This is a genomic window from Sphaerisporangium dianthi, from assembly GCF_042654065.1.
Taxonomy (GTDB): Bacteria; Actinomycetota; Actinomycetes; order Streptosporangiales; family Streptosporangiaceae; genus Sphaerisporangium; species Sphaerisporangium dianthi.
The window spans coordinates 1-763 of sequence record NZ_JBHSFP010000105.1 but is presented as its reverse complement, the minus strand read 5'-3'; the positions used below and the strand labels follow the sequence as shown (position 1 = coordinate 763).

Below are 763 nucleotides of genomic sequence, written 5' to 3'. Positions count from 1 at the left end.
TCATGAACGTCGCCGATCTGGTCGCGATCGACGTGCACACCCACGCCGAGGTCTCCGCGGACGGCCACGAGTCGCTGAGCCCCGAGTTGTCCGCCGCCTCGGCGAAGTACTTCAAGGCGCACCCGCGGCCGGCCATCCCCGAGATCGCCGCCTACTACCGCGAGCGGAAGATGGCCGCGGTGGTGTTCACCGTGGACGCCGAGCACGCCACCGGTCATCCCGCCATCTCCAGCCAGGAGGTGGCGGAGAGCTGCGCCGAGCACGCCGACGTGCTCATCCCGTTCGCCGGCGTCGACCCGTGGAAGGGCAGGGCGGGCGCCCGCGAGGCCCGCCGGCTCGTCGAGGCGCACGGGGTGCGCGGTTTCAAGTTCCACCCGAGCATCCAGGGCATGGCGCCCAACGACCCCGCCGCCTACCCGCTGTACGAGGCCATCGAGGAGCTCGGCGTGCCCGCGCTGTTCCACACGGGCCAGACCGGCATCGGCGCGGGCGTCCCCGGGGGCGGCGGCATCCGGCTGAAGTACTCCAACCCGATGCTCGTGGACGACGTGGCCGTGGACTTCCCCGAGCTGCGGATCATCCTCGCCCACCCGTCCTTCCCGTGGCAGGACGAGGCGCTCGCGGTCGCCACCCACAAGCCGTACGTCTACATCGACCTGTCCGGCTGGTCGCCGAAGTACTTCCCCCCGCAGCTCGTGCGGTACGCCAACACGCTGCTGAAGGACAAGGTGCTCTTCGGCTCCGACTACCCCATGATCACCCC

Annotated in this window: 1 protein-coding gene; it reads left to right on the top strand. The window is 70.5% G+C overall.

Features of this window, described 5'->3' with window-relative positions; translation table 11 throughout:
- Positions 1-2: 2 nt before the first annotated feature.
- The coding region (locus ACFO60_RS40790) for an amidohydrolase family protein (protein WP_380852910.1) at positions 3-763 on the top strand (761 nt) is incomplete at its 3' end.